Genomic DNA, 23,349 nt, shown 5'->3' with positions numbered 1-23,349 from the left:
GTCAGTAGCAAGAAGGTACGACTGCCGCGCCCTTTTTAGACTGTCCGCAATGACTCTAAGAAGGACCCGATCATGACTTTTCGCCATTGTGTTGCGGTTGATTTAGGCGCCTCCAGCGGACGCGTCATGCTGGCGCGCTACGACCGCCAGAACCGCACGCTTTCGCTTCGCGAAATGCACCGTTTTGTAAACTGTCTGCAAAAAGTGGACGGCTTTGATTGCTGGGATATCGACAGCCTGGAAGCCGAAATCCGCCTCGGCCTGAATAAGGTGTGCGCCGAAGGCATACAGCCAGACAGCATCGGCATTGATACCTGGGGCGTCGATTACATTCTGGTTAATCGTGAAGGCCAGCGCGTCGGGCTGCCGATTGCCTACCGCGATAATCGCACCGATGGCGTGATGCACCGCGCGCTGCAAAACCCCGGCAAAGCCGATATCTATCGCCGCAGCGGTATTCAGTTTTTACCCTTCAACACCCTGTACCAGTTGCGCGCACTGGCAGAACAGCAACCGCACCTGCTGGAACAGGCCGACCACGCACTACTGATCCCGGATTACTTCAGCTACCGCCTGACCGGCAATCTCAACTGGGAATACACCAACGCCACCACCACCCAACTGGTCAATATCAACACCGATAACTGGGATGAATCCCTGCTGAACTGGGCAGGCGTTCCGGCTCGCTGGTTTGGCACGCCAAGCCATCCTGGCAACGTTATCGGCAACTGGATCTGCCCGCAGGGGAATGCCATTCCGGTCGTCGCTGTCGCCAGCCACGATACCGCCAGCGCGGTTATCGCCGCACCGCTGGAAAATCCCGACGCGGCGTATCTCTCTTCCGGCACCTGGTCACTGATGGGCTTTGAGAGCAAAACCCCACACACCAGCGATGAGGCGCTCGCCGCCAATATCACCAACGAAGGCGGTGCCGAAGGCCGTTACCGGGTGCTGAAAAACATCATGGGGTTGTGGCTGCTGCAACGCGTACTGAAAGAGCAAAACATCACCGATTTGCCGGCGTTAATCGCCCTCACCGGGCAGCTCCCTACCTGCCGCTGCGTGATTAACCCGAACGACGATCGCTTTATCAACCCGGACAACATGAGTGCCGAAATCCAGGCCGCCTGCCAGGAAGCGGGCCAACCCGTACCGCAAAACGCTGCCGAACTGGCGCGCTGCATCTTCGATAGCCTCGCGCTGTTGTATGCCGATGTGCTGAGCGAACTGGCTTTCCTGCGTGGTAAGCCGTTTACCCGCCTGCATATTGTCGGCGGCGGCTGCCAGAACCAGTTACTGAACCAGCTCTGCGCCGATGCCTGCGGGCTGCCGGTGGTCGCCGGGCCGGTGGAAGCCTCGACGCTGGGCAATATTGGCGTGCAACTGATGACGCTGGATGAGTTAAGCAACGTCGATGACTTTCGCCAGCTGGTCACAGCTAACCACTCACTGATTACGTTTACCCCTAATCCTGATAATGAAATCGCCCGCTATGTCGCGCGCTTTCAGCAAAAACGACAGACAAAGGAGCTTTGCGCATGACCACTCAACTTGAACAAGCCTGGGACATTGCTAAACAGCGTTTCGCCGCTGTGGGGATTGATGTCGAGGAGGCGCTGCGCCAGCTCGACAGGCTGCCGGTTTCCATGCACTGCTGGCAGGGCGATGACGTTGCCGGTTTCGAAAACCCGGAAGGCAGCCTGACCGGCGGCATTCAGGCTACCGGCAATTATCCGGGCAAAGCGCGCAACGCCACGGAATTACGCGCCGATCTGGAACAAGCGCTGAGCCTGATCCCAGGTCCGAAACGCCTGAACCTGCATGCGATTTATCACGAAGCCGAAACGCCGGTCGCGCGAAATGAAATCAAACCCGAACACTTCAAAAACTGGGTGCAGTGGGCAAAAGCCAACAATCTGGGGCTGGACTTCAACCCGTCCTGCTTCTCGCACCCGCTGAGCGCCGATGGCTTCACGCTTTCCCACGCTAACGACGAGATCCGTCAGTTCTGGATCGACCACGTGAAAGCCAGCCGCCGCGTTTCCGCTTATTTTGGCGAACAACTGGGTACACCGTCGGTAATGAATATCTGGATCCCGGACGGCATGAAAGATGTCACCGTTGACCGTCTTGCGCCGCGCCAGCGCCTGCTCAATGCGCTGGATGAGGTGATCAGCGAAAAACTGAACCCAGCGCACCATATCGACGCCGTGGAAAGTAAGTTATTCGGCATCGGCGCTGAGAGCTACACCGTCGGCTCCAACGAGTTCTATATGGGTTACGCCACCAGCCGCCAGACCGCGCTGTGCCTCGATGCCGGACACTTCCACCCAACGGAGGTTATCTCCGACAAAATCTCCGCCGCCATGCTCTATGTGCCGCGTCTGCTGCTGCATGTCAGCCGCCCGGTACGCTGGGACAGCGACCATGTGGTGCTGCTGGATGACGAAACCCAGGCCATCGCCAGCGAAATTATCCGCCACAAACTGTTCGATCGCGTCCATATCGGGCTCGACTTCTTCGACGCCTCCATCAACCGCATCGCCGCGTGGGTGATTGGTACGCGCAACATGAAAAAAGCGCTGCTGCGGGCGCTGCTCGAGCCGGTTGAACAACTGCGCAAACTGGAAGCGGACGGTGATTACACCGCGCGCCTGGCGCTGCTCGAAGAGCAGAAATCCCTGCCGTGGCAGGCGGTGTGGGAAATGTACTGCCAGCGCCACGATACGCCAGCCGGTAGCCAGTGGCTGGAAAGCGTGCGGGCCTATGAGAAAGACGTATTAAGCAAACGTGGCTAATCGCTGCGCATTCATCAGCCCGGTAAGCGCAGCGCTACCGGGCAATAAACGGGAAACAGAAGACTATGCAGACCATTACCGATTCCTGGTTCGTCCAGGGGATGATCAAAGCCACCTCGGACGCCTGGCTGAAAGGCTGGGATGAACGCAACGGCGGCAACCTGACGCTGCGCCTGGATGAGGCAGACATCACATCGTTCGCCGCTGATTTTCACCAGAAACCACGCTATATCGCCCTCAGCCAGCCGATGCCGCTGCTGGCTAATACGCCGTTTATCGTCACCGGCTCCGGCAAATTTTTCCGTAACGTGCAGCTCGATCCGGCAGCAAATTTAGGCGTAGTGAAAGTCGACAGCGACGGCGCGGGTTACCACATTCTCTGGGGGCTGGAGCATGAAGCGGTTCCGACGTCAGAGCTACCGGCGCACTTTTTGTCGCACTGCGAACGCATCAAAGCCACCGGCGGGAAAGACCGCGTGATCATGCACTGTCATGCCACCAATCTGATTGCGCTGACCTACGTGCTGGAAAACTCCGCCGATTTGATTACCCGCAAACTGTGGGAAGGCAGTACCGAGTGTCTGGTGGTGTTCCCGGATGGCGTTGGCATTCTGCCGTGGATGGTGCCAGGCACGGATGAAATCGGCCAGGCGACCGCCAAAGATATGCAGAAACATTCGCTGGTGCTGTGGCCTTTCCACGGCGTGTTCGGTAGCGGCCCGACGCTGGATGAAGCGTTTGGTCTGATCGACACCGCCGAGAAATCCGCCGAGGTGCTGGTAAAAATCTATTCGATGGGCGGTATGAAACAGACCATCACGCAGCAAGAGTTGATTGCGCTGGGTAAACGCTTTGGCGTGACGCCGCTGCAATCGGCATTAGATCTGTACCCATAACAACATCGCGCCCCGCTCACTGAGACGGGGCGAATCCTCACCTGCAAGCCCTACAAACACTAACTCTCGTGGAGTAAAAGCAATGAAAACAAAAGCAAGCTTAATCCTCACCGTTGCCATGCTGGCGTTGTCCGGTTCCGCTTTAGCTGAAGTAAAAATCGCCCTCGTGGCGAAATCTTTAGGTAATGGCTTTTTTGAAGCAGCAAACACCGGCGCACAGGAGGCAGCCAAAGAGCTAGGAGATGTCAAAGTGATCTACACCGGCCCGACCACCACCACGGCCGAAGCGCAGATCGAAGTGCTTAACGGGTTGATCGCCCAGGGGGTGGATGCGATCGCCATCTCCGCCAACGATCCCGATGCCGTGGTGCCGGTGCTGAAAAAAGCGATGCAGCGCGGCATTAAAGTGGTGTCGTGGGATTCCGGCGTGGCGAAAGCCGGACGCCAAATCCACCTCAACCCCTCAAATAACGCGCTGATTGGCGAAACCAACGTCAAACTGGCCGCCGATGCGCTAAAAGCGCTGAATGTTGAAAAAGGCGATGTGGCGATTCTTAGCGCCACGCCCACCTCCACCAACCAGAATATCTGGATTGCGGAGATGAAAAAGGTATTGCCGAAGTACCCGTCGATTAACCTGGTGACTGTCGCTTATGGCGACGATCTCTCCGATAAGAGCTACCGCGAAGCGGTCGGCCTGCTGAAATCGTATCCGGACCTGAAAGTGATTATTTCGCCATCGTCGGTCGGCATTGTCGCGGCGGCGCAAGCGGTAAAAGACCAGGGCAAGATTGGCAAAGTGTATGTCACCGGTTTAGGGCTGCCGTCTGAAATGGCGGGCGCGATCAAGTCCGGCGCGAGCAAAAGTTTCGCCATCTGGAACCCGATCGACCTCGGATATGCCGCCACCTATTTAGCGGATGATCTGGTGAAAGGCACGGCGACCAAAGACGAAGCCAGCATGGGCAAACTCGGCAAGGTGAAACTCGACGCCGACGGAAACGGCGCGATGGCTGAGCCGTTTGTCTACGATGCCAGCAACATTGATAAGTTCTCGAAGATTTTCTGATCCCTTCCTGCCCTCTTTTGCGGGAGAGGGCAAAAACTGGAGAACTATCATGACGGCATCCACCCCTCTGCTGTCGCTCAAGGGCATCACCAAAGTTTTTCCCGGTGTGCGCGCCCTTGAGAACGTACAGCTCGATCTCTGGCCCGGCAAAGTCACCGCGTTGATCGGTGAAAACGGCGCGGGCAAATCCACGCTGGTCAAAGTGATGACCGGTATTTACCAGCCTGAAGAGGGCGAAATACTCTACAAAGCGATCCCCATTTCGCTCCCCACGCCCGAGTCGGCGCATAAAGTAGGGATCACCGCTATTCACCAGGAAACAGTGCTGTTTGACGAGTTATCGGTCACCGAAAATATCTTCGTTGGGCAGTATCTGTATAAAGGGCTGTTGAAAAAACTCGACTGGCCCGCCATGCACCAGCAAGCACAGGCGATCCTCACCCGACTGGAGGTGCAAATTGATCCGCGCGCGACGCTGAAAACATTGAGTATCGCCCAGCGCCACATGGTGGCGATTGCCCGTGCGCTCTCCTTTGAAGCGCAGGTGGTGATTCTGGACGAACCGACCGCCGCGCTCTCGCAGCATGAGATCCTGGAGTTCTACCAAATCGTTGAACGTCTGAAGCAGGAAGGCAAAGCGATCCTGTTTATCTCGCACAAGTTTGATGAAATTTTTGAGCTGGCGGATCACTACACCATTTTGCGCGACGGAGTGTATGTCGATTCCGGCGCCATCAATGACATCACCGAAGAGCGGATGGTGGCGATGATGGTCGGGCGCGCCATTAACCAGAGCTGGCCGAAAGTGGCCTGCACACCCGGCGAAACCGTGCTGGAAGTGCGCGATTTATGCCATCCCACGGAATTTGCCCATATCAACTTTTCGCTGCGCAAAGGCGAAATCCTCGGCTTTTACGGCCTGGTGGGTGCCGGGCGCACGGAACTGATGCAGGCACTTTCCGGCGTGTCGCGCCCCTCTTCTGGCGAGATCATCCTTAACGGGCGAACGGTGCATTTCCGCCAGCCTGCGGACGCTATCAACGCCGGGATTGTTTGCGTACCGGAAGAGCGGCAAAAACAGGGCGCGATCATTGAGCTGTCGATTGCCCAGAACATCAGCCTGCCGCAGCTCAGCAAACTCAATAGCAACGGCGTGCTTAACGAGGCCAAAGAGTGGGCGCTGGCGGATGAGTACGCCCGCCGTTTGCAGGTGAAAGCCTTTAGCTGGAAGCAGGCGGTGGAAACCCTCTCCGGCGGCAATCAGCAAAAGGTGGTGATCGGCAAATGGCTCGCCACCCATCCGGACGTAATCATTCTCGATGAACCAACAAAAGGCATCGATATCGGTTCGAAAGCCGCCGTACACCAGTTTATGTCGGAACTGGTAGCCCACGGGCTGGCGGTGATTATGGTCTCTTCTGAATTGCCGGAAGTGATGGGCATGGCCGATCGGGTGATCGTCATGCACGAAGGGCTGATGGTCGCCGAGTACCAGGCCGGTGAAGCGACGGCGGAAACCATCGTCAGCGCCGCCAGCGGTGCCGGGAAGGAGGCAGCATAATGTGGCAACAACTGCTTAAACATCGCGAAGCGTTGCTCGGCGGCGTGATTGTGCTGCTGGTGCTTATCATCGGCAGCCGTGTCCCCTCGTTTATCAGCCCTGGCAACCTGGTGGAGATGTTCAACGACACCGCCATTCTGATCATTCTCGCCCTCGGGCAAATGATGGTGCTGCTCACCAAAGGCATCGACCTGTCGATGGCCGCCAACCTGGCGCTGACCGGCATGATTGTCGCGCTGATTAATTTCCATCACCCGGATGTACCTGTCTGGTCGTTGCTGCTACTGGCAACGGTGCTCGGGCTGGTGATGGGCATCATCAATGGCCTGCTGGTATGGAAACTCGGTATCCCGGCAATTGTCGTCACGCTTGGCACCATGAGTATTTATCGCGGGATTATCTTTTTGCTCTCCGGCGGCGGCTGGGTGAACTCGAACCAGATGGGCGCGGATTTTCTCGGCCTGCCGCGAACTTCAGTGCTGGGTTTGCCGGTACTGAGCTGGTGCGCCATCGCCATATTGCTGCTGGTGGGCTACTTCCTGCGTTACAGCCGCACCGGACGAGCGCTCTATACCGCGGGCGGCAACGCCACGGCGGCGTATTACACCGGTATCAACGCCGGAAAGATGCAGTTTGTCAGCTTCTGCCTTTCTGGCGCACTGGCGGGCTTTTGCGGCTACTTGTGGATCTCGCGTTTTGCCGTGGCCTATGTCGACGTGGCTAACGGGTTCGAACTGCAAGTGGTTGCCGCCTGTGTGATTGGCGGCATCAGCACCATGGGCGGCACCGGGCGCGTGCTCGGCTGTTTATTCGGCGCGCTATTCCTCGGCGTTATCAATAACGCACTGCCGGTAATTGGCATTTCGCCGTTCTGGCAGATGGCGATTTCCGGCACGGTGATTGTGATTGCGGTACTGCTCAACGAGCGCGGTAACAAACGCAAAGGCCGCCTGATCCTGCGTGACGCGGCGCTGGCACGACAAAAACAGGCGGTGAAACCATGAGCAAAATATTGACTTCTGAGCCCGTGAAAAATATCCCTGCCGCGACACCGTTCTTTAAGCGCTTGTTGTGCTGGGAAGGGTTTTTACTGGCGGTGACACTGGCGGTGTTTGTGGTGAACGCCCTCGCATCGCCCTATTTTCTCAACATCTGGAATCTTTCCGACGCGACATTCAACTTCACCGAAAAAGCGATCATCGTGTTGCCGATGGCGATGCTGATCATTGCCCGCGAAATTGACCTCTCTGTCGCCGCCACCATCGCGCTCAGCTCAACGGCGATGGGCTTTTGCGCCCAGGCGGGTATGGATACGCCGCTGCTGGTGTGCGTCGGCTTGAGCGTTGGGCTGCTGTGCGGAGTGTTCAACGGCATTCTGGTGACTCGCTTTAACCTCTCTTCAATTGTGATCACCATCGGCACCATGAGCCTGTATCGCGGCATTACTTACATTCTGCTCGGCGATCAGGCGCTTAACACCTGGCCTGCGAGTTTTGCGTGGTTTGGTCAGGGCTACGTGTGGGGCGCACTGTCGTTTGAGTTTGCCTTGTTCATCGTGCTGGCGCTGCTGTTCGCTTTTCTGCTGCACAAAACCAACTTTGGCCGCCGCACGTACGCCATCGGCAATAACCCGACCGGCGCGTGGTATTCCGGCATCAATGTGAAACGCCACAACCTGATCCTCTTCGCGCTGGTGGGGCTGATGGCGGGTCTGGCCTCGGTGCTGCTGACATCGCGTTTGGGCAGCACGCGCCCGACGATTGCGCTGGGCTGGGAGCTGTCGGTGGTAACGATGGCGGTGCTCGGCGGCGTCAACATTCTTGGCGGTTCCGGCAGCATGGTCGGCGTGATTATCGCCGCCTTCCTGATGGGGCTGGTGACCTTTGGCCTGAGCCTGCTCAATGTGCCGGGCATTGTGATGTCGATTATCGTCGGCGCGATGCTGATTGTGGTGATTTCGCTGCCGATCATCACCCGCCGCATGATGCAGCGCAGGCGTTTATGAATCCCTCCGGCGACAGGGTGTTTCGTCGCCGGTAAAAATCAAAGAAAATAAAGGAGTTATGTATGAGCTTTATGTTAGCACTACCCAAAATCAGCCTGCATGGCGCGGGCGCTATCGGCGATATGGTCAAGATGGTGGCGAACAAACAGTGGGGAAAAGCGCTGATTGTCACCGACGGGCAACTGGTCAAACTGGGTCTGCTGGACAGCCTGTTTGCCGCGCTGAAAGCGCATCACATGCCGTATCACCTGTTTGATGACGTGTTCCCGAACCCAACGGAAGCGCTGGTACAACAAGGCTATGCGGCGTATCAAAACGCCGCCTGCGATTACATTATCGCCTTCGGCGGCGGCAGCCCGATCGATACCGCCAAAGGGGTGAAAATCCTCACCGCTAACCCTGGCCCGTCGACCGCCTATTCCGGCGTCGGCAAAGTGAAAAACCCCGGTGTGCCGCTGGTCGCCATCAATACCACCGCCGGGACGGCGGCGGAGATGACCAGTAACGCGGTGATCATTGATTCCGCGCGGCAGGTGAAAGAAGTGATTATCGACCCGAACATTATTCCTGATATCGCCGTCGATGATGCCAGCGTGATGCTGGAGATCCCCGCTTCTGTTACCGCCGCAACCGGCATGGATGCGCTGACCCACGCCGTTGAAGCGTATGTCTCGGTGGGTGCGCACCCGTTGACCGACGCCAACGCGCTGGAAGCGATTCGCTTAATTAACCTGTGGCTGCCAAAGGCGGTTGATGACGGCCACAACCTCGAAGCGCGTGAGCAAATGGCGTACGGCCAGTATCTTGCCGGCATGGCCTTTAACAGCGCCGGGCTTGGTCTGGTTCATGCGTTAGCGCACCAGCCGGGTGCCACGCACAATTTGCCGCACGGCGTATGCAATGCCATCTTGTTGCCAGTCATCGAAAACTTTAACCGCCCGAACGCCGTCGCCCGTTTTGCCCGCGTGGCGCAGGCGATGGGTGTCGACACCAAAGGAATGAGCGATGAAACCGCCAGCATGGAAGCCATCAATGCGATCCGCGCCCTGAGCGCGCGCGTCGGTATTCCTTCTGGTTTCAGCAAACTCGGCGTTACCAAAGCGGATATCGAAGGCTGGCTGGATAAAGCGCTCGCCGATCCGTGCGCACCGTGCAACCCGCGAACCGCCAGCCGGGACGAAGTCCGCGAGCTTTATCTGGAGGCATTATGATCCGTAAAGCCTTTGTGATGCAGGTAAATCCCGATGCACACGAAGAGTATGAACGTCGCCACAACCCGATCTGGCCGGAGCTGGAAGCAGCGCTGAAAGCAGGCGGGGCGCACCATTACGCCATTTTTCTCGATAAACAGCGCAACCTGCTGTTCGCCACCGTTGAGATTGAATCGGAAGCGCGCTGGAACGCGGTCGCGAATACGGAAGTGTGCCAGCGCTGGTGGAAATATATGCGTGATGTAATGCCCGCTAATCCGGACAACAGCCCGGTCAGCGCGGAATTAAAAGAAGTGTTCTACCTGGAGTAAGCGGTTAGCCCCCTTCGCAACGGAGGGGGATTAACGAACGGGAAATGTCTGTTCGGCACTTTTTATTAACGCCGGGTGGAATTAAAGCGGATTAATTTTGTTCAGCCACCAGAATAGCCTGTGTATCGGCTTCGAGTGCTTTAAAGATATGTTCTCTGTCCGCCGGATAACAAATGTAATCCCCTTCGCCTAACTCTTCCGGCGCTTCCGTCAGCCCGACCAGCGCCCGCCCTTGTGTCACAATAATGTGCTCCACTGAACCTGTCGGGTGAGGATGCGAGATCCGATCGGCGCCTGGCTGAGTCAGCAATAGATAGATATCGCGTCGTGCGCCGGGCGGGCAGGCAGCAAGCAATATCGCCTGGTAATTTGCCTCTTCGGCAATCACTTTCGTGCCTTCGCCACGACGAATAACCTGCGTGGTGGGTTTTTGCGGTTCCAGCAGGCGCGCAAAGGGAATGTCGAGCGCGACACACAGCGCCCAGAGCGTTTCCAGACTAGGATTACCGTTACCCGCTTCCAGTTGTGAAAGCGTGGATTTGGCGATACCCGCCCGGCGGGCAATCTCCGCCAGCGAAAGCCCGGTTCGCAGTCGCTCACGCACCAGACTTTTGGCAATGATGCTAATTGGCTGTGTCATAAACACCCCATTGTTCATTTAATCGAACGAATCGTTCTTGTTGAAAAACGATTCTGGTGTGTTCATTATAATGGATAAACGTTCGATATGGGTAAAGAGAGATGTTCACCAGACACTTCGCCTCGCTGAAGGGCGACACTGTAAAAGCTATTTTTCTGGTCTGCCTGGCCGTGGGCGTTGTCGGCGTCTCGTATGGATCGCTGGCCATGGCCTACGGCTTTCCTTTATGGGTGCCGCTGGCGCTCTCCACCCTTGTGCTGGCTGGCGCATCCGAGTTTATGTTTATCGGTATTGTCGCCAGCGGCGGCAATCCGCTGGCTGCGGCTCTGGCGGGTCTGTTAGTTAACGCTCGCCATATCCCTTTTGGCGTCACGGTGCGTGAGCTGGTAGGACAACGTGCGGCCACTTTTCTCGGCTGCCACATCATGAATGATGAAAGCGTCGTGTTCGGCTTATCACAATCCACCGCCGAGCAGCGTAAAGCCGCTTACTGGCTGTGCGGTTTAGGTGTCGCGTTATTGTGGCCCGCTGGCGTACTGGTAGGGGCGGCGGTGGGTAAATTGCTGCCCGCACCGGAAACCATCGGTCTGGATGCGGTTTTCCCGGCAATTTTGCTGGCGCTGGTATTGCCGGCGCTGAAAAAGCGCACCACGCTGATTCGCGCCTCGAGCGGCGCGGTATTGTCGCTCGCCGCCGTTCCTTTTGCGCCGGTGGGATTACCGGTGCTGCTCTCTTTACTTGGCTTACTGACGAGGAAGAAATAATGGCCAGCATCGCGCTCATTATTGGCGGTATCGCCATCCTTTCTATCGGCACCTATTTGATGCGCCTTGGCGGCGCAAAACTCGGCAGCCGGCTGGCGCTTTCCGAACATTCGCAGGCACTGCTGTCGGATGCGGCTACCACCCTGCTTTTCGCGGTCGCGCTGGCCTCAATGCTCTATGAAGGCGGGCATTTCGCTGGCATGGCACGCGTACTGGGCGTGCTTTTCGCGCTGTTTCTCGCCTGGCGCAAAATGCCGCTGATTGTGGTGATCCTCTCCGCTGCGGTCGTCACCGCGCTGCTGCGCCTTGCCGGAATCGCATAAGAAACGGGTGTGTTAATGGATACTCACGGGAACAGGGTTAGCCGAACTGCCCTGCGCGCCCATTTCAACGCGTACTTCCCCCGCGTCAATCCCGTGGATTTCCACCCCCTGCGCCACCGTCTGCCCGATGGTGACCCCCACTTTGCGCGGCGTCTCACCGGACGAGGCTCGCCAGAGCACCCAGCTCGCCCCGGATTGCGGATCGATATGTAACGCCTGAGCGGGCACCGCAATACCGTGTTCGTTCTGCCAGGTGATCACCGCCAGCCGGGCGCTCATTCCCAGCCGAATATCTTGCTGTAAATCCGCCAGCGGCGTATCTACCGACACAGTGACATCGTAATAAGCGCCCTGCGTCTCTGCCGCGCTGCTCTGAACGCCAATTTCACGGATCTGCCCGCTGAGCGTTTTTCCGGCAAACCCTTCTCCGGTGATATTGACCGGCATCCCCTCTTTTAACTGGTGGAGATCCGCTTCCTCGACGCGGGTCACTACCTGCATCGTGTCCAGCCCCGTCACCGTCAACAACGCCGCGCCCTGGCTCACCGACAAACCCGGCTGGAGGGTAACCGGTTTACCGCTGTCCGTTGCGACCGGGCGCATGATAAAACCGGCATAGGGCGCACGTAACGTTTGCCGTTCCACCTGCGCCTTCAGCGCAGCGTAGCGGGCCTGCGCATTTGTCAGCTCCATATCGGCAATTTTGCTGTCCTCGCCTTTACCCCGCGCTTCCATCGTTTGTAACTCTTCCTGCGCGGCAGCCAGATCCTGCTGCTGCGCTTGTGCCTGCTGCGCCAGCGCATCGACTTCCATACGGGCGACAATCCCGCGCTTAAAAAGCGTAGTAGTATCGCGAAGATTGGCCTGCGTATTGGAAAGCGTCACGCGCGCAGTCTGCACCAGGCGTCTGGCGCGCGAAACATCCGGGCTGCTGCTCCAGTTGCGAAACAGCGCCACCTCTTTTTGCGCTTTCAAAAGCTCCGCCTGCGCCTGGCGAAGTTGGATCTCAATCTGTCCGGGATCGAGCACTATCAGCACTTGCCCCTTTTCAACGCGTTGCCCTTCGTGAACCGCGATTTCGCGGATCACTCCGTCAAACGGCGCGGCAAGGGTTTGCTGGCGGGCCGCCTGAATACGCCCCACCAGCCCCAGTTGGTTTTCAAGCCGCTGCGGCTGAACCGGCAGCCAGATCTCCTGCGCAGCGCCACTCTCCGGTTCGCGTGCGACAATCCACCATAAGAGCGAGCCGCCAGCCACTACCGCAAGTGTCAGCAGTAAAAGCAGGCGTTGCTTTTGCATAAGAAACTTAATCATTGAGCGAAATATCCCAACTTTGCAGCGTGGTTCCCAGCGTTTGATCGAGCCCGGCCTGCGCATTCAAATAGCTGATAAGCGCATTTAGCCTGGCGTTTTCCGCGTTGCGAAGATCGTTTTCAAAACTCAGCACCTGGAAGTTGCTGGAGCGGCCAGCGGTCAGTTTTTCCCGTTCAATTTCCAGTTTGCGGCGTGACAAATCCCGCGCGCGTTGGGCTATCTCAAACTGCCGCCAGCGGGTGCCCATATCGCGCACGGCGTTGGTTACGTCACGGTCAAGCTGCTGGTGCGCTTCCGCCAGCTGGATTTGCTGGTTCTTCACATTAACCTGCGCTTGCACTTCCGCCTGCCGTGCGGTCATGTCGCCGATAGGGATCTCCACCTGAACCCCAACATAGTTATCCCAGTTGCGCGCGCCATCACCTCGCGCCGCACGGTTACGCTGCTGTGTCGCGCCGCCAACCAGCGAAACATCCCACAGCCGGTCATTATGGGCGACGGCGAGATTAATCGCAGCCTGTTCGCCAACAAGCAGCTGCGCCAGATAAGCGGGCTGCGACGCCTCCGCCTGTTTCAGTGCGCGATCGGCCTGCACCTCGACAGGCCTTGCCTGTAGCGCTTCGGTCGCGACGATTGGCGCATGCAGATCCAACGCCAGCAGTTGCAACAGCGCCAGCCGCGCCATATCCACCCGGTTTCGCGCCTCTTCATGCGACAGCTCTTGTGAGGCCACTTCGGCTTCGGTTTGCACAATTTCAAACTCCGCCATGCGCCCGGCGCTGATCATCGCCTGGTTCACTTCCACCAACTGGCGCGCCCGCGCCAGCGAATCCTGAGCAATCTTTAACTGCTCCTGCGCCAGCAACAGATCGCGGTAAGCGGTGATAATTTGGGTGATCGTCTGCGAAACGGTGGATTTCAAATTCAGGCGGTTGATTTGCTCGGTCATCTGCGCAAGGCGAACCGGCGCGGTGGCAATATCTTTACCCGCGCCGCGCAGCAGCGGCTGAATAACAGAAAAGTTCGCCCCGTCGTTGTGGGATAACCCCGCCACGTTGGCGTCGGTGTGCTGATATGTCCAGCCGAGGCTAACGCGCGTGCCGTACGGGGTGAGCAGCGTGGAACGCGGCGTCAGGTTTCCCTGCCGGTAGCGGTCGTCCTGGTTACGCGTGGAGAGATAATTGCCGGAGAGCACCAGTTTTGGCGTGAAGCGATCTTCGGCCACGCGCAGGTCAAATTTCTGCGCAACCCTGTCGAGATACGCGCTACGAATAGCGCGGTTATCACGCAGCCCGAGATAGATGGCATCGCTCAGGGTGAGATCGATACTGTCGCCTTTCAGGGCAATACGCGCCGTCTCGCCGTCTCGCGTGGCATGGGAAGGGTTCACCGGCATTTCAGCACGCGCCGGGCAAACAATCAGACTTGCCAGTAACCACAGCCAGGCATGTCTACGCATCGCGCAGCGCCTCCACCGGCTCCAGCCGGGACGCCGCCAGTGCGGGAGATAAGCCAAAAAACAGCCCGATAACAATGGCGCTGCCAATGCCCAGCGGCAACGCAGCGGCGGATAAGGCAAAATCAGACCAGCCGGAAAACCAGACAAACAGCCACGCCGCCGCCAACCCCGCCGCCGCGCCAAGCAGCGCGCCAACGGTGGCTAAGACAATCGCTTCCAGCAAAAAGAGCATCGCGATATCGCGCGGACGCGCGCCCAGCGCCATGCGCACACCAATCTCCCGGCGACGCTCTGACACATTCATCACCATCACATTCATCACGCCCACCCCGCCGACCAACAGCGAGATGCCGCCAAGTCCGGCGAGCAACCAGGAAAACAGGCGCGACTGCTGCTCAATGCCTTCCAGCAATTGCTGAGGAACCTGCACATTGACCTCGAAGCCGGGCATCTTTTCGCTGAGCCACGCTTGTAGCCGGGGCGCGATGCGATCAAGTTCTTCACCACTGCGGCTGCGCACCGCTACGCCCGTTATTTGCGGAAAACTGATTACCCGGCGCATACCGGTAATCGGCAGCAAAATGGCATCATCCACGGAGACCGGAATGATCGGGTTTGGCCCTTGCGGGTGCAGAATACCGACTATCTCAAAGAGATAACCGCCAATCTGGATGCGGTCGCCGAGTAGTACAGGGCGGTCGGGCTGAGCCCATTGTGCGGCGACATTCGCCCCGAGAACGGCGTAGGTGCTCTGCGCATCAAAGCGGCTCAAAAAGCGGCCCTGTTCCAGTTGCAACCGCAGAACAGAAGGCAGTTCAGCGCCGCTTCCGACCAGCGTTGCCGCCGCCGTTCGGCCATTAAAACGTGCTTGCGTGTTACTGGGGACGAGCGCAGAGGCGGCGTCAATTTCCGGGATGCGTTGATGCAAGGTATCGATATCCAGATCGGCCGGCGCAACCAGTGGTTTTCGGCCGGAACCGACAGGCTGCTGAATGTTAGCCACCAGCAGCTCACTACCCATACCGCGAAAGATGCTCATCGCTTCACGTTCGGCGTTGTAGCCAATGTTGAGCAACGCCACCACCGCCGCGCAGCCCACCGCGATACCTAATAGCGCCAGCACCGCGCGGCGCCCCAGCAGCCGCAGGTTATCCAGCGACTCCAGCAAAAGTTGCAGCCACGGCATTCCGTAGCGTGAAGGCTGAGACACGCGGACTGCAGCGGGCAGACGCACATCAGACATGCGTTGCCTCGCTGATCCGCCCGTCAGCCACCTGAATGCAGCGCGACATGCGGCGGGCAATGGAATTGTCATGCGTTACCAGCACCAGCGTGGTGCCGCTGTCGCGATTCAATGCCAGCAACAAGTCAATAATGTCAGCAGCGTTTTGGCTATCAAGATTACCGGTGGGTTCGTCGGCAAGCAGCAAAGCCGGTTCACCGACCAGCGCGCGGGCAATGGCCACACGCTGGCGCTGCCCGCCGGATAAATCCGCAGGACGGTGATGCGCGCGATCGCTTAAACCAACGCGCTGAAGCTGTTTGCGGGCAGCGTCCTGGGCCTCATGGCGCAGCACGCCGCGGTAGAGCAGCGGCAAAGCAACATTGTCCAGCGCGGTAAGCCGGGGCAGTAAATTGAAGCTCTGAAAGACAAAACCAATGATGTGATTACGCGCCGTCGCGCGGGCGTCTGCGCCACAGCGGGACATATCTTCGCCATGAAACATCACGCGCCCGGAAGTGGGCGTATCAAGCAATCCCAGCAGATTGAGCAGTGTGCTTTTCCCCGAGCCAGACGCGCCAACAATGGCGCAACTTTGCCCGGCGGGGATAGATAACGAAATGTTGTGCAGGATCGTCTGCCGCGCTGTACCGGCGGCGTAGGAATAGGTCACCGAATCCAGGCGTATCAAGTCAGCGCCAGATGTCGTGTGGTGAGTTTCGCTTATCCCTGAGTCGTGCAACCGTTCCATGTTTGCCAATAATTCATCCTGAAGAACACGGATATGGTGTGAACTACATATCAATATTAACGGCCAGAAAAACGAAAGCTTTAGCTTTTTTGCCATGGATTCATTTCAACCAAACCTACCAAAATTGACACCTAAAGAATTAACCACATCCGCCGATAGGTATTCCGTATACTTTACCCTGGATATTTAAATATTAAACAGCAATTAAGCCTCGCTTAATTTAAATAATAAACGTTGACAAAAGTAAATATATTATCTAGTTTTCCACGGGCAAAAGGAAATTATGGCTGACAAATAAGAATTATTGAGTTACCTTGTATTCACGCAGGGCAACTCAATAATTCCCATGATTTAAGTTAAATATCATGGATATTAGTTAGCTTACTCTTTAATGAGGCTTTAAATGAAACGGAAATCGATCCTGCTGGCTTTATCAGGTTTAATGTTTATCTCTTCAAGCGCATTTGCAACGGGCGGCACGTCCATCGGCTCAATGCTTGCACCATCAATTTCAGTAAAAAACCAATGGTATAACAAGACGTTCCCGATTACAGCCGGAACACCTTCAACTGGTAAAGTTGGCATGGTTTATTACACCTGGGCTTACAGTTCCTACCCGGCTGGAATGCAGGTTTATTTATGCTATAACAACGGTAACAACTGTAGGGATATTTCTGATGCACGTTCAGGTAATATTGACTTCACACCTTATAATCTCGCACCGAACCAACCGTTCAGTTTATATGCCCGCGTAAATGGCACCGGTAGAATGGTGACAGTCAATGGCCAGTCAAGCCAGATTATTGTTAACTACACATATAATTAATAATTCGCTTACCGCGTAATATTATTATTGATAACGCACTGCAATAATAAGAATGTGAATTTAACTCACCCATAATAATAATGCCCGACGACATTTCTTATATGCCATCGGGCATTTCAATAATATAGGGATATTTTTAAAACACTTTGGGTAATTACTGAACACAACTACATCCCCGATAATACGCTATCATCCCATCGCAGAAATAAAAAAAGCGCCCGCAGGCGCTCTTTCGACAGGAAAACGTGACTTATTTGTTCAGTTCGGCGGTCATGTGAACCTGGTTGCCGGTATACGCTTCAGTGATCTGGTAAGAAGATGCACCCGCCTGTTGAGCCTGCGCCGCAATTTTTGCTTCAGCACCGCTCAGCGTTAAATCAGTTGCGGTCACGGACTGGGCAGCGAAAGAACCAAAAGAAGTAGCCAGGGCGATAACTGCGACAAAAGTTTTAATGCTTTTCATGATATAAACCCTTACGTTAATTTGTTGGAGTGAGGCACCGTGCCTCGATGAAATAAATAGTAGTTCTGTTTGCTCACAACAAAAAGCGGAATGATTTGCCATTCTTTGTCAAAATTAATGAACAATAGAGATCTGCATGATAGCTGATTGGTTAGCCCCCCTCCTTGTCGGTCAGAAAACAGTGCAAATCAGCCCGGCGACAACCCTGCTCAGACAGGGTGATCTCCAGAAAAAAATGTTTGTGCTGCACGAAGGTATTGCGCGTGCGGTCTGGCATTCGCCGGAAGGGAGCGAGCGCGTAAAGGAGTTTTATTTTCCCGGTGAGTGCTGTTTTCTCTATCTCAGTTGGCTAACCGGTAGCGTGGCGGATTACAGCCTGCAAATGCTGACGCCAGGCGTGCTCAGCGAAGTACCGCTGCGTTTACTGGAAAAAGAAGAACATCAGGTGGCAAAAATAGCGCTCCTGCGCCAGCAACTGATCTTTAAAGAGAAGAAGGAACAGATGTTTTTGCTCAATAACCCGGAGCAACGCTATCGCTATGTGCAAACCCATTTTCCCGCATGGGAAGCACAATTAACGCAAAAAGATCTCGCCAGTTATATCGGCATCTCACCGGTGAGCCTGTCGCGCATCCGCGCGCGTCTTAACAAAGGTTAACGAAAGCCCGCCGCCAGGCCGCTACCATCGCCGCCATCACGCCGTAGAGGAAACGATGATGAGCGCTTTTTGGTTGTCGCAAATGCTGGCTGGCTTTTCTTTCATTTTTGATTTGCTGGCATTTCAGTTTGCCCGTCGGCGGATAACCCTGGCGATACTTGCCGCCTCCACCAGCCTGCTGGCGGTACATTTCTGCTTGCTGAACGCGCCCGTAGCCGCAAGTTTGATGGCGCTGGCCGCATGCCGTTATCTCACCGCCATCATGACGACCGCGCGGAATATGAAAAATGGGTTTATTGTCGCAACCTGCCTGTGCAGCGCGCTAAGCTGGCAGCAACCCACCGATGTTTTACCGCTGCTCGGTAGCCTGCTGATGACCAGCGCCGCTTTTCACCCGGCGGCAAAAAGTATGCGGCGGCTCACCCTCTGCGGTAGCGGCTGCTGGCTGGTGAATAATATGGTGATCGGATCGCCCGTGGCGGTTGCCATGGAGAGCGCCTTCATTCTCAGTACGCTGGTGTCGTACTGGCGGCTCACCCGGCAGGCTGGCTAAAAAGCAAAAAAAGCGCCCGCAGGCGCTCTTTCGACAGGAAAACGTGACTTATTTGTTCAGTTCGGCGGTCATGTGAACCTGGTTTCCGGTATACGCTTCAGTGATCTGGTAAGAAGATGCGCCAGCCTGTTGAGCCTGTGCAGCAATTTTTGCTTCAGCACCGCTCAGCGTTAAATCAGTTGCGGTCACGGACTGGGCAGCGAAAGAACCAAAAGAAGTAGCCAGGGCGATAACTGCGACAAAAGTTTTGATGCTTTTCATGATATAAACCCTTACGTTAATTTGTTGGAGTGAGGCACCGTGCCTCGATGAAATAAAGAGTAGTCCTGTTTACTCACAACAAAAAGCGGAAGGATTTGTTCTCAACATTCAATTTTTTTGACCAATCTATACACCCATTAATCGCTGCGGATGGGTATAGATTGTTGCCCTGCCTGGCTTGCAAAAACCCACCAGCGTCAGGTTACAGCGCTGCGCCACTTCCACCGCCAGCGTTGTGGCGGCGGAGACGGCAAACAGGATTTCGACACCGCACATGGCCGACTTTTGCACCATCTCATAGCTGGCGCGACTGGAAACCAGCACCGCACCGCTCGCCCAGGCTTGCGCTTCACGGGCGCGATGACCAAGCAGCTTATCCAGCGCCACATGACGCCCGACATCTTCATGCCCCCCCGCTAACTCACCGGATGGCAGCATCCAGGCGGCGGCGTGCGTGCAGCCGGTGAACTGCCCGACAGGCTGAAAATCGGTTAAGTGCGCCAGACCGGCATCCAGCGCCTGTAAATCAAAGGTTTGGGTAAAAGGCAGCGGCGCGATGGGCTTGCCAATGTCATTAAGCTGCTCGACACCACATACGCCGCAACCGGTGCGCCCGGCCAGCGCGCGTCGCCGCTCTTTTAAGCCCATAAAACGGCGGCTGGAGAGCTCAATTTGCACTTCAAGGCCGTTGCAGGAGGGGACCACATCCATCCCGTAAATGTCTGATGCGTTTCCGATAATCCCTTCGGATAAGGAGAAGCCGATCGCGAAGAGTTCAAGATCCTTGGGTGACGCCATCATCACCACATGCGAAATGCCGTTGTACACCAGCGCGACAGGCACTTCTTCCGCCAGCATATCCGGCACGGCATGTTGCAAATCAATGCGTTTCCACAGGCTAACCTCGCGGGCTCCTGTGACTGATGTTGCATTTTTGTGCTTTTTTGTCTGCAAATCGTTCACTTTGTCTTAACCGTTATCGAACAAGCGTATCGACATTATGGTATTCTCCGCGCATATCCCTTGGGGAAAAGAGGGAATAGCAGCAGTTCTGAATCCTTCACGTCAGAATAAGCATACCTACATTGTGGTATTCTTCGTTGCGAATCCCCCTGGATATGAGGGATTAGCAGCAATTCTGAACCTTTGCGAAAAGCACCGCAAAGAAAAAAACGATAAGAGTAATGTCGAACCAGGAGCAAACCATGCAGGTCAGCAGAAGGCAGTTCTTTAAGATCTGCGCTGGCGGTATGGCAGGAACCACGGCAGCGGCGCTGGGCTTTGCCCCGAGTGTTGCGCTCGCGGAAACACGGCAGTATAAGCTGCTGCGCACCCGCGAAACCCGGAATACCTGCACATATTGTTCCGTCGGCTGTGGGCTGTTGATGTACAGCCTCGGCGATGGAGCAAAAAACGCCAAAGCGTCAATCTTCCATATTGAGGGTGACCCCGATCATCCGGTAAACCGTGGGGCGCTGTGCCCGAAAGGCGCGGGTCTGGTGGATTTCATCCACTCAGAAAGCCGCCTGAAATACCCGGAATACCGCGCACCAGGCTCGGATAAGTGGCAACAAATTTCGTGGGATGAAGCCTTTACCCGCATCGCCAAATTAATGAAAGCGGATCGTGACGCCAACTATATTGCGCAAAACGCAGAAGGGACGACCGTCAACCGCTGGCTGAGCACCGGGATGCTGTGCGCATCCGCATCCAGTAATGAAACCGGTTATTTAACGCAAAAATTCACCCGCGCACTCGGCATGTTAGCCGTCGACAACCAGGCGCGTGTCTGACACGGACCAACGGTAGCAAGTCTTGCTCCATCTTTTGGTCGCGGTGCGATGACCAACCACTGGGTCGACATGAAAAACGCCAACCTTATCGTTGTGATGGGGGGGAACGCGGCAGAAGCGCATCCGGTGGGATTCCGCTGGGCGATGGAAGCCAAGATCCACAATGGCGCGAAGCTGATTGTTATCGATCCGCGCTTTACGCGTACCGCCTCTGTTGCGGATTTCTATGCGCCGATTCGTTCCGGTACTGACATCGCCTTCCTGTCAGGCGTGTTGCTGTACCTGATGACCAACGAAAAATATCAGCGCGAATACACCGAGGCCTATACCAACGCCACGCTTATCGTGCGTGAAGATTTTGGCTTCGAAGATGGCCTGTTCACCGGCTATGACGCGGAAAAACGTAAATACGACAAAACCAGCTGGAACTACGAACTGGATGAGAAAGGTTTCGCCAAACGCGATACCACGCTCACCCATCCGCGTTGCGTATGGAACCTGCTGAAAGCGCACGTCTCCCGCTATACGCCGGACGTGGTGGAGGACATCTGCGGGACGCCAAAAGCGGATTTCCTGAAGGTGTGTGAATACATCGCCGAAACCAGCGCCCGTGATAAAACCGCGTCGTTCCTGTATGCACTTGGCTGGACGCAGCACTCCGTTGGCGCGCAGAACATCCGCACCATGGCGATGATTCAGCTGCTGCTGGGCAATATGGGGATGGCAGGCGGCGGCGTGAATGCCCTGCGCGGCCACTCCAACATTCAGGGGCTGACGGATCTTGGCCTGCTGTCACAAAGCCTGCCGGGCTATATGACGCTGCCAAATGAAAAACAGACCGATCTCCAGACTTATCTGACCGCCAATACGCCAAAACCGTTGCTGGAAGGCCAGGTGAACTACTGGGGCAACTACCCGAAATTCTTCGTTTCGATGATGAAATCCTTCTTTGGCGACAAAGCGACAGCGGAAAATAGCTGGGGCTTTGACTGGCTGCCGAAGTGGGACAAGGGTTACGACGTCCTGCAGTACTTCGACATGATGAACCAGGGCAAGGTCAACGGCTATATCTGCCAGGGCTTTAACCCGGTAGCGTCGTTCCCGAACAAAAATAAAGTTGTCGCCTCACTGTCGAAACTGAAGTTCCTGGTGACCATTGACCCGCTCAATACCGAAACCTCGAACTTCTGGCAGAACCACGGCGAATTTAACGACGTCGATCCGTCGAAAATTCAGACCGAGGTGTTCCGTCTGCCATCGACCTGCTTCGCGGAAGAGAACGGTTCTATCGTTAACTCGGGTCGCTGGTTGCAGTGGCACTGGAAAGGCGCGGACGCCCCGGGCGATGCGCTGAACGACGGCGAGATCCTGGCGGGCATCTTCCTGCGCATGCGTAAAATGTACGCGGCAGAAGGCGGCGCCAACCCGGAACAGGTGCTGAACATGACCTGGAACTACTCGACGCCGGAAAACCCGTCGCCGGAAGAAGTGGCCATGGAAAGCAACGGTAAAGCGCTGGCGGATATTATCGATCCGGCAACCGGCACCGTGTTGGCGAAGAAAGGCGAGCAACTGAGCACCTTCGCTCACCTGCGCGATGACGGCACCACCGCAAGCGGTTGCTGGATTTTCGCCGGGAGCTGGACGCCGAAAGGCAACCAGATGGCGAACCGCGATAACGCTGACCCATCGGGCCTCGGCAATACGCTGGGCTGGGCATGGGCATGGCCGCTTAACCGCCGCATTCTCTATAACCGCGCCTCCGCTGATCCGCAGGGCAACCCGTGGGATCCGAAGCGTCAGTTGCTGAAATGGGACGGTGCGAAATGGGGCGGGGTGGATATTCCGGACTACAGCGCTGCCGCACCTGGCAGCAATGTTGGGCCGTTTATCATGCAGCAGGAAGGCATGGGCCGCCTGTTCGCGCTCGATAAGATGGCAGAAGGGCCGTTCCCGGAACATTACGAGCCGTTTGAAACGCCACTGGGCACCAACCCGCTGCACCCGAAAGTGGTTTCCAACCCGGCCGCCCGTGTGTTTAAAGGCGATCTGGAAGCGATGGGTAAAGCGGATAAGTTCCCGTATGTCGGTACCACTTACCGTTTAACCGAGCACTTCCACTACTGGACCAAGCACGCGCTGCTTAACGCAATCGCGCAGCCGGAGCAGTTTGTGGAAATTGGCGAGAAACTGGCGAACAAGCTGGGCATCACGCAGGGCGATACGGTGCGCGTCTCCTCCAACCGTGGCTATATCAAAGCCAAGGCGGTGGTGACCAAACGTATTCGCACGCTCAACGTGCACGGTAAGGAAGTCGATACCATCGGTATTCCTATCCACTGGGGTTATGAAGGTGTGGCGAAGAAAGGCTTTATCGCCAACACGTTAACGCCGTTTGTCGGCGATGCGAACACCCAAACGCCGGAGTTTAAGGCGTTCCTGGTGAATGTGGAAAAGGTGTAACGGAGACG

The 23,349-nt window shown here is 56.3% G+C and carries 23 protein-coding genes; 15 read left to right on the top strand and 8 right to left on the bottom strand.

The window, feature by feature from the left end:
- Window positions 1-72 precede the first annotated feature (72 nt).
- The 9 genes from rhaB to rhaM all read left to right on the top strand — a co-directional run bounded on the left by rhaB (window position 73) and on the right by rhaM (window position 9,851).
- On the top strand, window positions 73-1,542 hold the full coding sequence (gene rhaB, locus O3S68_RS22485; RefSeq protein WP_269232573.1) for a rhamnulokinase: 1,470 nt from the start codon (window positions 73-75) through the stop codon (window positions 1,540-1,542).
- Window positions 1,539-2,798, top strand: coding sequence for an L-rhamnose isomerase (rhaA, locus tag O3S68_RS22480; RefSeq protein WP_097407369.1), 1,260 nt, complete (start codon window positions 1,539-1,541; stop codon window positions 2,796-2,798). The genes rhaB and rhaA overlap by 4 nt, the downstream gene beginning before the upstream one ends.
- Before the next feature lie 65 nt (window positions 2,799-2,863).
- Window positions 2,864-3,694 carry a rhamnulose-1-phosphate aldolase gene (gene rhaD / locus O3S68_RS22475; protein ID WP_020455917.1) on the top strand — a complete coding sequence of 277 codons (831 nt, stop codon included), beginning with the start codon at window positions 2,864-2,866 and terminating at the stop codon, window positions 3,692-3,694.
- Between the two features lie 82 nt (window positions 3,695-3,776).
- On the top strand, window positions 3,777-4,763 hold the full coding sequence (gene rhaS / locus O3S68_RS22470; RefSeq protein WP_269232572.1) for a rhamnose ABC transporter substrate-binding protein: 987 nt from the start codon (window positions 3,777-3,779) through the stop codon (window positions 4,761-4,763).
- A gap of 49 nt (window positions 4,764-4,812) precedes the next feature.
- Window positions 4,813-6,324, top strand: coding sequence for a sugar ABC transporter ATP-binding protein (locus O3S68_RS22465; protein WP_045512373.1), 1,512 nt, complete (start codon window positions 4,813-4,815; stop codon window positions 6,322-6,324).
- Window positions 6,324-7,328, top strand: coding sequence for an ABC transporter permease (locus tag O3S68_RS22460; RefSeq protein WP_020455914.1), 1,005 nt, complete (start codon window positions 6,324-6,326; stop codon window positions 7,326-7,328). Before O3S68_RS22465 ends, O3S68_RS22460 begins: the two co-directional genes overlap by 1 nt.
- Window positions 7,325-8,329 (top strand): ABC transporter permease, encoded by a 1,005-nt coding sequence (locus O3S68_RS22455; protein ID WP_269232571.1) that lies wholly within the window; start codon window positions 7,325-7,327, stop codon window positions 8,327-8,329. Before O3S68_RS22460 ends, O3S68_RS22455 begins: the two co-directional genes overlap by 4 nt.
- A gap of 62 nt (window positions 8,330-8,391) precedes the next feature.
- On the top strand, window positions 8,392-9,540 hold the full coding sequence (fucO, locus tag O3S68_RS22450) for a lactaldehyde reductase (RefSeq protein WP_020455912.1): 1,149 nt from the start codon (window positions 8,392-8,394) through the stop codon (window positions 9,538-9,540).
- Window positions 9,537-9,851 (top strand): L-rhamnose mutarotase, encoded by a 315-nt coding sequence (gene rhaM, locus O3S68_RS22445; RefSeq protein ID WP_020455911.1) that lies wholly within the window; start codon window positions 9,537-9,539, stop codon window positions 9,849-9,851. The genes fucO and rhaM overlap by 4 nt, the downstream gene beginning before the upstream one ends.
- 91 nt (window positions 9,852-9,942) lie before the next feature.
- Here the strand turns inward: rhaM and O3S68_RS22440 are convergent, their stop codons facing one another.
- On the bottom strand, window positions 9,943-10,491 hold the full coding sequence (locus O3S68_RS22440) for a helix-turn-helix domain-containing protein (RefSeq protein WP_044489536.1): 549 nt from the start codon (window positions 10,489-10,491) through the stop codon (window positions 9,943-9,945).
- A 101-nt stretch (window positions 10,492-10,592) separates the two neighbouring features.
- Here O3S68_RS22440 and O3S68_RS22435 point away from each other — a divergent pair, with 101 nt between their 5' ends.
- On the top strand, window positions 10,593-11,255 hold the full coding sequence (locus O3S68_RS22435; RefSeq protein WP_045512381.1) for an AzlC family ABC transporter permease: 663 nt from the start codon (window positions 10,593-10,595) through the stop codon (window positions 11,253-11,255).
- Window positions 11,255-11,578: an AzlD domain-containing protein gene (locus O3S68_RS22430; RefSeq protein ID WP_269232570.1), complete on the top strand. Its 324-nt coding sequence runs from the start codon at window positions 11,255-11,257 to the stop codon at window positions 11,576-11,578. The genes O3S68_RS22435 and O3S68_RS22430 overlap by 1 nt, the downstream gene beginning before the upstream one ends.
- A gap of 12 nt (window positions 11,579-11,590) precedes the next feature.
- Here O3S68_RS22430 and O3S68_RS22425 read toward each other — a convergent pair whose 3' ends face one another.
- The 4 genes from O3S68_RS22425 to O3S68_RS22410 are packed head-to-tail and all read right to left on the bottom strand — an operon-like array spanning window position 11,591 to window position 16,324.
- Complete coding sequence (locus O3S68_RS22425; protein WP_269232569.1) at window positions 11,591-12,892, bottom strand: efflux RND transporter periplasmic adaptor subunit; 1,302 nt, start codon at window positions 12,890-12,892, stop codon at window positions 11,591-11,593.
- A complete protein-coding gene (locus O3S68_RS22420) occupies window positions 12,885-14,351 on the bottom strand; it encodes a TolC family protein (protein WP_269232568.1) in 1,467 nt (488 codons plus the stop codon). Before O3S68_RS22420 ends, O3S68_RS22425 begins: the two co-directional genes overlap by 8 nt.
- Window positions 14,344-15,594: an ABC transporter permease gene (locus O3S68_RS22415; RefSeq protein ID WP_269232567.1), complete on the bottom strand. Its 1,251-nt coding sequence runs from the start codon at window positions 15,592-15,594 to the stop codon at window positions 14,344-14,346. The genes O3S68_RS22420 and O3S68_RS22415 overlap by 8 nt, the downstream gene beginning before the upstream one ends.
- Complete coding sequence (locus O3S68_RS22410; protein ID WP_240528456.1) at window positions 15,587-16,324, bottom strand: ABC transporter ATP-binding protein; 738 nt, start codon at window positions 16,322-16,324, stop codon at window positions 15,587-15,589. The genes O3S68_RS22415 and O3S68_RS22410 overlap by 8 nt, the downstream gene beginning before the upstream one ends.
- 403 nt (window positions 16,325-16,727) lie before the next feature.
- Here O3S68_RS22410 and O3S68_RS22405 point away from each other — a divergent pair, with 403 nt between their 5' ends.
- Window positions 16,728-17,150 carry a flagellar protein FlhE gene (locus O3S68_RS22405; protein WP_082071798.1) on the top strand — a complete coding sequence of 141 codons (423 nt, stop codon included), beginning with the start codon at window positions 16,728-16,730 and terminating at the stop codon, window positions 17,148-17,150.
- Between the two features lie 250 nt (window positions 17,151-17,400).
- Here the strand turns inward: O3S68_RS22405 and O3S68_RS22400 are convergent, their stop codons facing one another.
- Window positions 17,401-17,613, bottom strand: a complete 213-nt coding sequence (locus tag O3S68_RS22400) for a YdgH/BhsA/McbA-like domain containing protein (RefSeq protein WP_017460122.1) — start codon at window positions 17,611-17,613, stop codon at window positions 17,401-17,403.
- A gap of 136 nt (window positions 17,614-17,749) precedes the next feature.
- Between O3S68_RS22400 and O3S68_RS22395 the strand changes: the two genes are divergently transcribed.
- Entirely contained in the window at window positions 17,750-18,271 is a 522-nt protein-coding gene (locus O3S68_RS22395) for a Crp/Fnr family transcriptional regulator (RefSeq protein ID WP_269232566.1), read from the top strand.
- Window positions 18,272-18,326: 55 nt separating this feature from the next.
- Complete coding sequence (locus O3S68_RS22390; RefSeq protein WP_240528454.1) at window positions 18,327-18,824, top strand: YgjV family protein; 498 nt, start codon at window positions 18,327-18,329, stop codon at window positions 18,822-18,824.
- A gap of 48 nt (window positions 18,825-18,872) precedes the next feature.
- Here O3S68_RS22390 and O3S68_RS22385 read toward each other — a convergent pair whose 3' ends face one another.
- Both O3S68_RS22385 and fdhD read right to left on the bottom strand, forming a co-directional pair.
- Entirely contained in the window at window positions 18,873-19,085 is a 213-nt protein-coding gene (locus O3S68_RS22385; protein ID WP_017460122.1) for a YdgH/BhsA/McbA-like domain containing protein, read from the bottom strand.
- Between the two features lie 126 nt (window positions 19,086-19,211).
- Complete coding sequence (gene fdhD, locus O3S68_RS22380; RefSeq protein WP_269232565.1) at window positions 19,212-20,048, bottom strand: formate dehydrogenase accessory sulfurtransferase FdhD; 837 nt, start codon at window positions 20,046-20,048, stop codon at window positions 19,212-19,214.
- A 242-nt stretch (window positions 20,049-20,290) separates the two neighbouring features.
- On the opposite strand from fdhD, the gene fdnG reads away from it, so the two are divergent.
- The gene (gene fdnG / locus O3S68_RS22375; RefSeq protein ID WP_147271697.1) at window positions 20,291-23,341 is read left to right on the top strand and encodes a formate dehydrogenase-N subunit alpha; all 3,051 of its coding nucleotides are present in this window, start codon (window positions 20,291-20,293) and stop codon (window positions 23,339-23,341) included.
- Window positions 23,342-23,349 lie beyond the last annotated feature (8 nt).

Origin of the sequence: Kosakonia sp. SOY2, from assembly GCF_027109175.1 — a bacterium.
In the GTDB taxonomy this organism is placed as follows: Bacteria; Pseudomonadota; Gammaproteobacteria; order Enterobacterales; family Enterobacteriaceae; genus Kosakonia.
This window is presented reverse-complemented; position numbering and strand designations above follow the sequence as displayed.

Excerpts from the sequence above, each read along its gene's own strand:
- rhaB (WP_269232573.1), top strand. The coding sequence starts at position 73 with ATGACTTTTCGCCATTGTGTTGCGGTTGATTTAGGCGCCTCCAGCGGA.
- rhaA (WP_097407369.1), top strand. The coding sequence starts at position 1,539 with ATGACCACTCAACTTGAACAAGCCTGGGACATTGCTAAACAGCGTTTC.
- rhaD (WP_020455917.1), top strand. The coding sequence starts at position 2,864 with ATGCAGACCATTACCGATTCCTGGTTCGTCCAGGGGATGATCAAAGCC.
- rhaS (WP_269232572.1), top strand. The coding sequence starts at position 3,777 with ATGAAAACAAAAGCAAGCTTAATCCTCACCGTTGCCATGCTGGCGTTG.
- O3S68_RS22465 (WP_045512373.1), top strand. The coding sequence starts at position 4,813 with ATGACGGCATCCACCCCTCTGCTGTCGCTCAAGGGCATCACCAAAGTT.
- O3S68_RS22460 (WP_020455914.1), top strand. The coding sequence starts at position 6,324 with ATGTGGCAACAACTGCTTAAACATCGCGAAGCGTTGCTCGGCGGCGTG.
- O3S68_RS22455 (WP_269232571.1), top strand. The coding sequence starts at position 7,325 with ATGAGCAAAATATTGACTTCTGAGCCCGTGAAAAATATCCCTGCCGCG.
- fucO (WP_020455912.1), top strand. The coding sequence starts at position 8,392 with ATGAGCTTTATGTTAGCACTACCCAAAATCAGCCTGCATGGCGCGGGC.
- rhaM (WP_020455911.1), top strand. The coding sequence starts at position 9,537 with ATGATCCGTAAAGCCTTTGTGATGCAGGTAAATCCCGATGCACACGAA.
- O3S68_RS22440 (WP_044489536.1), bottom strand. The coding sequence starts at position 10,491 with ATGACACAGCCAATTAGCATCATTGCCAAAAGTCTGGTGCGTGAGCGA.
- O3S68_RS22435 (WP_045512381.1), top strand. The coding sequence starts at position 10,593 with ATGTTCACCAGACACTTCGCCTCGCTGAAGGGCGACACTGTAAAAGCT.
- O3S68_RS22430 (WP_269232570.1), top strand. The coding sequence starts at position 11,255 with ATGGCCAGCATCGCGCTCATTATTGGCGGTATCGCCATCCTTTCTATC.
- O3S68_RS22425 (WP_269232569.1), bottom strand. The coding sequence starts at position 12,892 with ATGATTAAGTTTCTTATGCAAAAGCAACGCCTGCTTTTACTGCTGACA.
- O3S68_RS22420 (WP_269232568.1), bottom strand. The coding sequence starts at position 14,351 with ATGCGTAGACATGCCTGGCTGTGGTTACTGGCAAGTCTGATTGTTTGC.
- O3S68_RS22415 (WP_269232567.1), bottom strand. The coding sequence starts at position 15,594 with ATGTCTGATGTGCGTCTGCCCGCTGCAGTCCGCGTGTCTCAGCCTTCA.
- O3S68_RS22410 (WP_240528456.1), bottom strand. The coding sequence starts at position 16,324 with ATGGAACGGTTGCACGACTCAGGGATAAGCGAAACTCACCACACGACA.
- O3S68_RS22405 (WP_082071798.1), top strand. The coding sequence starts at position 16,728 with ATGAAACGGAAATCGATCCTGCTGGCTTTATCAGGTTTAATGTTTATC.
- O3S68_RS22400 (WP_017460122.1), bottom strand. The coding sequence starts at position 17,613 with ATGAAAAGCATTAAAACTTTTGTCGCAGTTATCGCCCTGGCTACTTCT.
- O3S68_RS22395 (WP_269232566.1), top strand. The coding sequence starts at position 17,750 with ATGATAGCTGATTGGTTAGCCCCCCTCCTTGTCGGTCAGAAAACAGTG.
- O3S68_RS22390 (WP_240528454.1), top strand. The coding sequence starts at position 18,327 with ATGATGAGCGCTTTTTGGTTGTCGCAAATGCTGGCTGGCTTTTCTTTC.
- O3S68_RS22385 (WP_017460122.1), bottom strand. The coding sequence starts at position 19,085 with ATGAAAAGCATCAAAACTTTTGTCGCAGTTATCGCCCTGGCTACTTCT.